Raw genomic sequence first — 8,722 nt, 5'->3', positions numbered from 1 at the left:
GAACCTACCCTCGGCGTCAGTGCGCCAGACGAAACGCAACGGCGGCGCCGAACGGTCGATATTGCGAGCCGCGCCCGGCTGCGCCGACGCCCCGCTTTCGGCTGTGTGCTGCTGGCTCTCAGCGGCAGCATCCGCCGGTTCTACCCGCGGTGGTGCCTCCGGTTCAGGCGGACTCACCTCGTCCACGCCGGCGTTGAAATACCAATGGTCGTGCTGCGCAGGGCCCGCATCGGCAGCCGGCCTACCTGCTTCGGTCGTATCCGGCACGTGGTCGACCGTGGTCGCGGTCTCTTTCGTTGGCTGGGCGCTGTCCGCAGACCCCGCCAGGGCCGTGACCGCTTCTCCGCCCGCGGTCGCTGCCGGGGGCGAGATATCGTTCTCTCGAACCGGCTCGGCTTCGGCGGCGGTGCCCTTCTCTTCGGAGACGGCAGGCGCGCTTTCCGGCGCTGCCGCTGTGTCATCGCCGCCGGGCCGGTCGTTCTGCTCGCCGTCGAGCTGGTCCTCGTCGATCACCACCAGAAGATGGCGCTGGTCGGTGAGCCGGGCAAAGCCGGCCGGATAGGAGGTGTCCGCTCCGGGAACGAGGCGCTTGACGATGCGGTCTCCCGCGCTTGCCACGTCCGCGACCAGGGCAGCCAGGGTCTCCGGCTTGATGCCGAGCGCCGCAAAGCCCTCCGAAGCCGCCTCGGTTTGCCCCTGGGCATCGACGAAGGCGATGAAATGTCCGGCCTCGGTGAAGCCGCCGATGGCACGGCCGGCGATTTCGGCGACGCTGCGCGAACCGGTCTGCGCCGCGGGCACCGCCAGCATGATCGCCTTTTCGCCGTCCGGCATCGTTACCGTGCTGGCCAGGAAGCCGACGGCGCGGCTCACCATGCCGGTCGCCAGCCGTACCGTGATGGCGCGGTCGCTGCCGATTTCCGGAAAACCGCTGGTCGCCATGATCTGCCGCCTGGCGATCAGCGGCAGCCGCGCCGAGGCGCCGATGATGGCCTCGATATCCGGATAGCCGAACACCGCGGCGCCTGGCCCGTTGGCCCAGATCACCTGCTCGAGATCGGCCGACAATATGGCGAGTGCGTCGCCGGCGGCGAAGCGCTGGCGCACGGCATCGAGCACGGCGACATCAAGGAAGGAGTAGTTTTCGGGCGGCATGCGCTGGCGAACCCTCCGGCAGCGGGCATTTCGGTTAACGCTTTGTTAATAAAAGCCTGCGGGGCGAAGGTCCACAAGCCATGCCGTGTAGCGACCGAAATCTCTGGGCTCTTGGTTAATGGTCGGACGATTTTTATGGTGCGCTGCAACAAAGATGTTGCAATGCACAAATTTTGCCTTTATATTGCCATCATACATGAACGAGACGGCTTTCTGACAAAGCCGCTGCCCCTGAAAGGTTGGAAAATGTCCAAGACTGCCAAGACTTCTGACACCATCGAAAACGTGGAATTCCCGAGCTTCGACGCCTCCAAGGCCACCGACCAGATCCGCGCCTTCGCCGAGAAGGGCGTCGAGCAGTCGAAAGAGGCCTATGCCAAGCTGAAGACCGGCGCCGAGGAGACCCAGAAAGTTCTGGAGTCGACCTACGAGACCGCCAAGACCGTTTCCGGCGACCTGTCGCTGAAGACCATCGCCGTGCTGCGCGCCAACGCCGAAGCCGGCTTCTCGCACCTCGAAGCCCTGGTCGGCGCCAAGACGCTCTCCGAGGTCGTCGAACTGCAGACCGCCTTCCTGCGCAAGCGCGTCGAGATGGCCCTCGAGCAGGCCAAGGACTTGCAGGCCGTTGCCTCCAAGGCGGTCGAGGACGTCTCCAAGCCGGTCAAGACCGCCTTCGAGAAGGCGATCAAGGACGTTAAGGCGGCCTGACAGGTACAACCAAAAGCTGCATCAAAACGTCGCATTTCATCAGACAAATAGATGTGCGATGAGTTGATCGGATGAATACCCGGGGATGGAACCTCCTCCCTCCGTTCCCGGGGTGACCAGCCAGCATCTCCTCCCGCTGGCTCGTAACAGGAAAAGGCCGGCACCTCCTCCCGCCGGCCTTTTCTTTTGCCCGGCTAAAACGGGTGCCGGTCGTTGAACCGGCCTTTGCCTAATCAAAGGCCTTGAATTAGACTCTGATAGCCCGTATTGGACGCATCGCCGACGACAGCGCGGACGCGGAGAACGGTTTCTCCTCGATTGCGCTCAGGCAGATGTGCCGTTGTAGCTCAGTTGGTTAGAGCACCAGATTGTGGATCTGGGGGTCGCTGGTTCGAGCCCAGCCAACGGTACCATCGGCTCCCTGACGGTCACGTCGCTTTGCCGGCCGCCGCGTCCATTCCCATGTCTTCCTCGGAAATGTCGTCAAACGAGGCGTAGTTCATGTTGTAGAGGCGGGCGTAGAGGCCGTTTCGTTTCATCAATCGTTCGTGGTTGCCGCTTTCGACGATCTCGCCGTTCTGCAGGACGATGATGCGGTCGGCGCCGCGGATGGTGGCGAGCCGATGGGCTATGACGAGCCCGGTCCGGCCTTCCAGCAGTTTTGTCAGCGCCTTCTGGATCAGCATCTCCGTATAGGAATCGATGCTGGCCGTGGCCTCGTCGAGCACCAGGATCCTGGCGTCGGCCACCAGCGCCCGCGCGAAGCTGATCAACTGGCGCTGGCCGAGCGAGAGATTGCCGCCGCGCTGCTCGAGCTCGGTGTCGTAACCGCCGGGCAAGTGCGAGATGAAGTCGTGCGCGCCGACGGCCTTCGCCGCGCGCACCACCTCCTCGCGGGTAGCATTGGTCTTGTGATAGCGGATGTTCTCCAGCACCGTTCCGGAAAACAGAAACGGCTCCTGCAGGACCATGGCCATCTGATCGCCGAGCGAATCCTGCGTCAGGTCGCGCACGTCGTGGCCACCGACCAGGACCTGACCCGACCACACATCGTAGAAGCGATGCGCCAGCGCCATGGAGCTCGACTTGCCGGACCCGGTCGGGCCGACAAGCGCGACCGTTTCGCCCGGATTGACACGGAAGCTGACATTCTTCAGCACCGGCTGGTCCCGCCGGTAGCCGAAGGTGACGTTCCTGAACTCGACCGAGCCGTCCATGTCGCGCGACAGCGCCACCGCGCCTTGCCTGTCGCTGACGTCCACCGGCACGTCGAGCACTTCGGAGATGCGCTGGCCCGAAGCCATGGCGCGCTGCATGACGCTGTACTGCATGGTAAGCGAGCGGATGGGGTCGAAGAAGCGCTGGATGTAGAACAGGAATGCCACCATGACGCCGACATCGAGGCTGTCCGACAGCACCATCGAACCGCCGACGACGATGACCGTCGCCATGGCGATGCCGGTCAGCGTATCGACGATCGGCACCATCACCTGCGCGTATTTGGCCGACCTCAGATGGGCATTGAGATTGGCCAGCACCTTCTCGTCATAGAGGTCGAAATTGACGTGCTGGCGTTCGAGGCTTTGCACGGTGCGCACGCCGTGAATGCCTTCGGCGAGCGCCCCGTTGGCGATCGAGTTGGTTTCATGCGCGGCCATGAAGGCGACCTTGGCGCGCGGCAGCCAGAACAGGCGGACGACGAACAGCATCGGCATGGTCGACAGCGTCAGCAGCCCGAGCCGGAAATCCAGCCAGAGCAGGACGCTGACGATGCCGAACAATAAGACGATGTCGCCCACCGACATGACCGACGTCTCGAGGAATTCCTGCATCGAATTGACGTCGCCCTGCAGGCGCGACATCAGCCGGCCGACCTCGGTCTTGTCCATGAAACTCAGCGAGACCCGCTGCAGATGGCTGAACATGGCGCGGCGCAGGTCGGAAAGCACATTCTCGGCCACCTTGCCGACGACGCTCTCCTGCACATAGCTGGCCGCGTAGTTGATGAGGATGATCACGGCAAAGGCAGCGGTCGCCCAGCCCATCACCGAACGGTCGAGCCTGCCCGGCGCCATGCCGTGGTCGATGGCGTAGCGGATGACCAGCGGGATCGCCAATTGCGTCAGCGTGAACACCAGCACCGCAGCGACCGAGATGAAGATGCGGGACTGGTACGGTTTGACGAAGCTCCAGATGCGCCGCACGACGCGCGGATCGTAGGCCTTGCCGAAGACCTCCTCCTCGTCGCGGTGCGAGCCGACGACCGCCTTTGCCGGCCGTCCGCTGGTGTCTTCCTTCTCGTCGTCGCGCGGGTCCGGCATCACGCGGCTCCCAATGCGGCATCGTCGGGCCGTAGCTGCAGGTCGTAGAGCGCGCGGTAGCGTCCGCCCAAGGCCAGCAGTTCCTCATGCGTGCCGCGCTCGACAATCCGGCCACCCTCGACGAACAGGATCTGGTCGGCATGCATCAGCGAACTCAGCCGATGCGAGATGATGAGCGTCACGCGGTCCTTGGCGAAGCGCTTCATCGCTGCCCGGATCCGCTGTTCGGTGCCGGCATCGATGGCCGCGGTGGAATCGTCGAAGACCAGCACCGAAGGCCGCAGCATCAGGCTGCGGGCGATGGTCAGGCGCTGCCGCTGGCCCCCGGAGAGCGACGCGCCGCGTTCGCCGACGATCGTGGTGTAGCCGGCCGGAAGCCCGATGATGTAGTTGTGCAACTGGGCGGATTCGGCCGCCCGCTCGATGCGGGTCTCGCGTGCCCAGGGATTGCCATAGGCAATGTTGTTCTCGATCGAGGTCGTGAACAGGAAGGCGTCCTGCTGCACGACGCCGACCGCCTTGCGCAGCGATTGCAGCGTGACCGCGCGGATGTCCTGGCCGTCGATGGTGATGGTGCCGCGGGTCACATCGTAGAAGCGCGGGATCAAATGCGCGATGGTCGACTTGCCGCTGCCGGGGGGACCGACGATGCCGATGGTCTGGCCGGGCCTGGCCTCGAAGGAAATACCGGACAATGTCGGCCGGCCGCCTGAACCCCCATAGCGGAAGCCGACATCGTCGAAGCGCAGCACGCCCTCGGTGACGACGAGGTCCCTGGCGCCCGGCGCGTCCTTGATGTCGAGCTCGGTGTCTAGCAGTTCGAACAGCCGCGTGCCGCAGGTCGAGGCGCGTGCGAACGAGTTGACCATCAGGCCGAGCTGGCGCACCGGCATCTGCAGGATGGTCATGAAGGTGAGGAACTGCGCCAGCGTGCCGACGCTGATTTGACCCGCCATCACCTTCTGGCCGCCGAACCAGAGCACGAGCCCCATGGCCGCCAGGAACGAGAAGTTCATCGCGCTGGTGTTGCCGACGCGGATATCGACGCGCTCGTTGGCGAGATCCAGCGCGTCCTGCTTGGCGCGGTCGAATTTCTTGAGCTCGTGGCTCTGCGCCGCAAAAGCGCGCACGACACGAATGCCGCCGAGGTTCTCGTCCATCACTCGGCTCAGCACCGACAGTCGCTGCTGCAGGGTCAGCCAGGTGCTGCGCAGTCTCAACTGGGTGACGGAGGACCGCCAGGCGACGAACGGCGCGAAGCTGAGGCTGAGCAGCCCGAGCACCGGATCGGTGCTGATCAAGAGATAGGCACCGACGCCGATCAGCACGCCGAGCAGAACCACGCGCAGGACGCCGGTGGAAAAGAACATGCGCACGCCGTCGAGATCGAGCAGCCCGAGCGTGATCAGATCGCCGGTGTGAACCCTGTCGTGAAAGGCAAAGCTCAGGCGCTGGATTTTCTCATAGAAAGCCAGGCGCAGTTCGTATCCGGTCTGATGGCCGACGGCCTCGCCATAGTAGTTCTGCGCCATGGTGAAGAGGCCGCGCAGGACGCTGACGACGAGCAGCGTGAGCGCCGTGTTCCAGAGCGCGTGCTCCGCGGCAGTGCCGGCGCCCTCGGCCATCACGCCTTGCGCCTGATCGATGGCACGCCCCAGCAGGCGTGGAATGAGAAGCTGCAGCGTCGCGGCAACGAAGGTCGAGACGATCGTGATAGCGACCTGCCAGGGGTGGCGCAGTGTCATGCGCATGATGCGGAGCAGGGTGCTGAAGCCCTTTCCCCAGGAGGCTTCCGCCACATGGGCAAAGGATTTGCCGCGCTCCGGCGCGCTGCTTTTTGCATCCGTATGCAAGGAAAATATCCAACCAGATCAGAACATTAGCCCGGACGAATGAAGCAGACTCAGTTGAAGCGGCGCGATGTTACGCGGGCCTGACTTGACCGTTCAAGGGCCAATGGCGGCGTCGCATCTATGCCTGGTGAACGCGGCCCATATGCTCGCGATCCGATGGTTGCCTGCCTCACCTGACGCGGCGGAAGGAAGCAGGACGGCGAGCGGAGTCGACATTGCGTGAGGATATCACTATATACCGGCGGCTTTCGGTTTCTCGCCCATTTGCTGCGCCTGCGAGATTGCCGTAAATGCGTTGCGTATAGTGACGGAAATCGGCCTGAAAAACCGGGAAAAAGCAAGCAGAAACAAGAGAGCGGATCTTTGACGGTCCTGGCCAGCATCATCATCCTCACCGATCTGAACGTGTTCCCTGAACCCTCCAATTCCTCCCACTGTGTGGATCTCGGGCAAGATGTCTTGCCGGTCGAGGCCGACTCGGGTCGAATGGGGCGTGCATCCGTTAGCGGGATGGGGGCGTTCATGACTACCAAACCGGCTTAGCCGCTAGGGAAGAAGCAGTATGAGTGAACACGCGATCGAGTTCTTGCGCGGATGGATTGGCGAAAAGGTCCATTGCCAGCATTCTCCAGCCAAGATCGAGAAGCAGGCCGAAACCCTGGCGAAGGAATGCTGCGCCGAGGCCGCCGAGGAAGGCATTCTTCTGGAAGACATCCAGGAAGAAGTCGGCGATATCCAGGAACTGATCGCCTCGCGGCTCGAGGAAGTCGCCGAGGAGAGCGCGCACGAGACGCCGTCGGACAAGCTGTCCGAGTAAGACACCGGCCCGGCGCGCCGGGAAGCCCTGTGCCCCCTGGGCTGGGCGCGGGGCTTAGCCGAATTTGTTCTTCAGCCATTCCTTTGGCAGCGCCGGCACGAAATTGCCGTCACGCCCCGTCATGTCCTCATTGGCGATCAGCGCGTTGAGGATCGCTTCCTCCACCCCTTGCACAACAGCATCGAAGAACGGGTCGATATCGACGTCCGGGATGAAATCCGCGCGGGCGATGCGGCCTGAAGCTGCCAGCGCGGCCCCCGGATTGGCGGTCGAGAAGGCAAGAAAGATATCGCCCGAGCTGTGGTAGCCATAGCCGCCGGTCATGGCGATGCCGAGCGGCACGCGCCGGGCAAGCCGTTTCATCTGATGCGGCAGGAACGGCGCGTCGGTGGCGACGATGGCGATGATCGAGCCCTTTTCGGCGCGCGGCGTGCTTTCGCGGATCGCCGGCTCAGTGAGTTCCGACCCGACGCGCCGGCCGTGAATGGTGAAGTTGGACCGCCTGCCGAAGTTCGCCTGCACGAACACGCCCAGCGTGTAGCTTCTGTCCTGCCATTCGATGATGCGCGAGGCGGTGCCGGACCCGGCCTTGAAGCCGAAGGAGATCATGCCGGTGCCGCCGCCGACGTGCCTTCCTCGATGGCGCCGCCTGTCGCGCCGTCGAGCGCGGCGGCGACATGATCGAAGCCGACATGGTGGCCATTGATGTCGTTGAGGAAACCGTCATAGGTCTCGGCCGCCACCGGCAGTCCCCAGGCGCTGTCGAGTGCCGCCGGCAGCACTTGGTTCATCCAGCGCAGCGTGCCGTCGCGGGTGACGCCGCAGGAATGGGTGTTGGTGATGGTGACCGGCAGGTTGAAGGCGCCGGTCTCCTCGATGATGTGCGTGCCGGTGAGTTCGCCATTGCCGTTCTGGCTGAACACGCCGGCGAACACCGGCGTCGCGAGCTCGCCAGGCGGTCTTGGCAGGATCGCCGTCACGCCGGTGCGCACCGGTCCCTTGCCGACCTGGAGTGGGCCGTCGCCGGAAATCAGCGTCGTGTAGCCGACCGTGACACCCGGCACGTCGGTGATGGCGTTGAACCGCCCGGGCGTGCCGTCCAGGGCTATCGCGAACGAACGCAGGCGCGGCTTGCCGGAGGGCGTACGGAGGTGCGGGTCGTCGGTGATCATCCCGTACTCAGAACAACGAGCCTTGGCTGCCGGGCTCCTTGGCCTTGCCCGAGGACTTGGCGGCCAGCTTTGGCCGCGCTCCGCCACTTGTGGCGATGGCCTCGGCACTGCCGTCGGCGAATTCCAGTTGCAGCGCCGCGCCCGGCGCCAATTCCGCGACGCGCTTTATGACGGCGCCGTCGGCGTCCTTGACCAATGCGAAGCCGCGCGCCAGCACGGCCTTGTGCGAGAGGGTGGAGAGCAGCCGGTCGGCCTGGGTAAGCGCCGCACGAAGCCGATCGAGCTGCCGCGCCAGGGCCTGGTCCTGCCTTCGCATCAGCCCGGCCAGCGTATCGGCCTGCAGCTTCTGCCGCCTGACGATCGGCGCCGGCGACAGTCTCGCCGAGGTGCGCTGGAAGCGCGCCCGGCCTTGGCGAACGATGGCAAAGAATGCGGCCCGCGCGCGGGCAATGTCGCGGCCGGTCAGCGTGCGGGTCTCGTTGAGGCGGCGCGACAGGGTCGCTGGCGTCAGCCGCTGCCGGTCCAGCCTCGAGCGCTTGCGCTCGATGCTCACCGTCAGGCCACGGCCCAGCCGGCTGGTCGCCTCGTCGAAGCGGCGGCGCGGCAGCGCCAGCAACTGATCGGGCGAAGGCAGTGCCCGCGCCGCGGCGCGCACCGCCTGGCGCTTGCGCTCCAGATGCCGCGAAGCGCAGGCAT

General features: G+C 64.7%; 5 protein-coding genes, 1 tRNA gene and 2 pseudogenes. 3 read left to right on the top strand and 5 right to left on the bottom strand.

Annotated features, from left to right (window positions below):
- Window positions 1-1,155: pseudogene (locus EOA29_RS16500) on the bottom strand (PAS domain-containing sensor histidine kinase); the annotation flags it as partial.
- Window positions 1,156-1,401: 246 nt separating this feature from the next.
- Here EOA29_RS16500 and EOA29_RS16495 point away from each other — a divergent pair.
- The gene (locus EOA29_RS16495) at window positions 1,402-1,863 is read left to right on the top strand and encodes a phasin (RefSeq protein WP_127221160.1); all 462 of its coding nucleotides are present in this window, start codon (window positions 1,402-1,404) and stop codon (window positions 1,861-1,863) included.
- 336 nt (window positions 1,864-2,199) lie between these two features.
- Window positions 2,200-2,276: transfer RNA gene (locus EOA29_RS16490), tRNA-His, on the top strand.
- Between the two features lie 15 nt (window positions 2,277-2,291).
- Here the strand turns inward: EOA29_RS16490 and EOA29_RS16485 are convergent.
- Both EOA29_RS16485 and EOA29_RS16480 read right to left on the bottom strand, forming a co-directional pair.
- Entirely contained in the window at window positions 2,292-4,184 is a 1,893-nt protein-coding gene (locus tag EOA29_RS16485; protein ID WP_127221159.1) for an ABC transporter ATP-binding protein, read from the bottom strand.
- Window positions 4,184-6,037, bottom strand: coding sequence for an ABC transporter ATP-binding protein (locus EOA29_RS16480; protein ID WP_127221158.1), 1,854 nt, complete (start codon window positions 6,035-6,037; stop codon window positions 4,184-4,186). The genes EOA29_RS16485 and EOA29_RS16480 overlap by 1 nt, the downstream gene beginning before the upstream one ends.
- A 562-nt stretch (window positions 6,038-6,599) precedes the next feature.
- On the opposite strand from EOA29_RS16480, the gene EOA29_RS16475 reads away from it, so the two are divergent.
- Complete coding sequence (locus EOA29_RS16475) at window positions 6,600-6,854, top strand: DUF768 domain-containing protein (protein WP_127221157.1); 255 nt, start codon at window positions 6,600-6,602, stop codon at window positions 6,852-6,854.
- Window positions 6,855-6,908: 54 nt separating this feature from the next.
- Here the strand turns inward: EOA29_RS16475 and EOA29_RS16470 are convergent.
- Together EOA29_RS16470 and EOA29_RS16465 are read right to left on the bottom strand one after the other, a co-directional pair.
- Window positions 6,909-8,023: pseudogene (locus EOA29_RS16470) on the bottom strand (P1 family peptidase).
- A 10-nt stretch (window positions 8,024-8,033) separates the two neighbouring features.
- Window positions 8,034-8,722 (bottom strand): exodeoxyribonuclease VII large subunit (locus EOA29_RS16465; RefSeq protein ID WP_281061081.1); only part of this gene is annotated, 689 nt, incomplete at its 5' end.

The sequence above is a fragment of the Mesorhizobium sp. M1E.F.Ca.ET.063.01.1.1 genome (assembly GCF_003998155.1).
In the GTDB taxonomy this organism is placed as follows: Bacteria; Pseudomonadota; Alphaproteobacteria; order Rhizobiales; family Rhizobiaceae; genus Mesorhizobium.
This window is presented reverse-complemented; position numbering and strand designations above follow the sequence as displayed.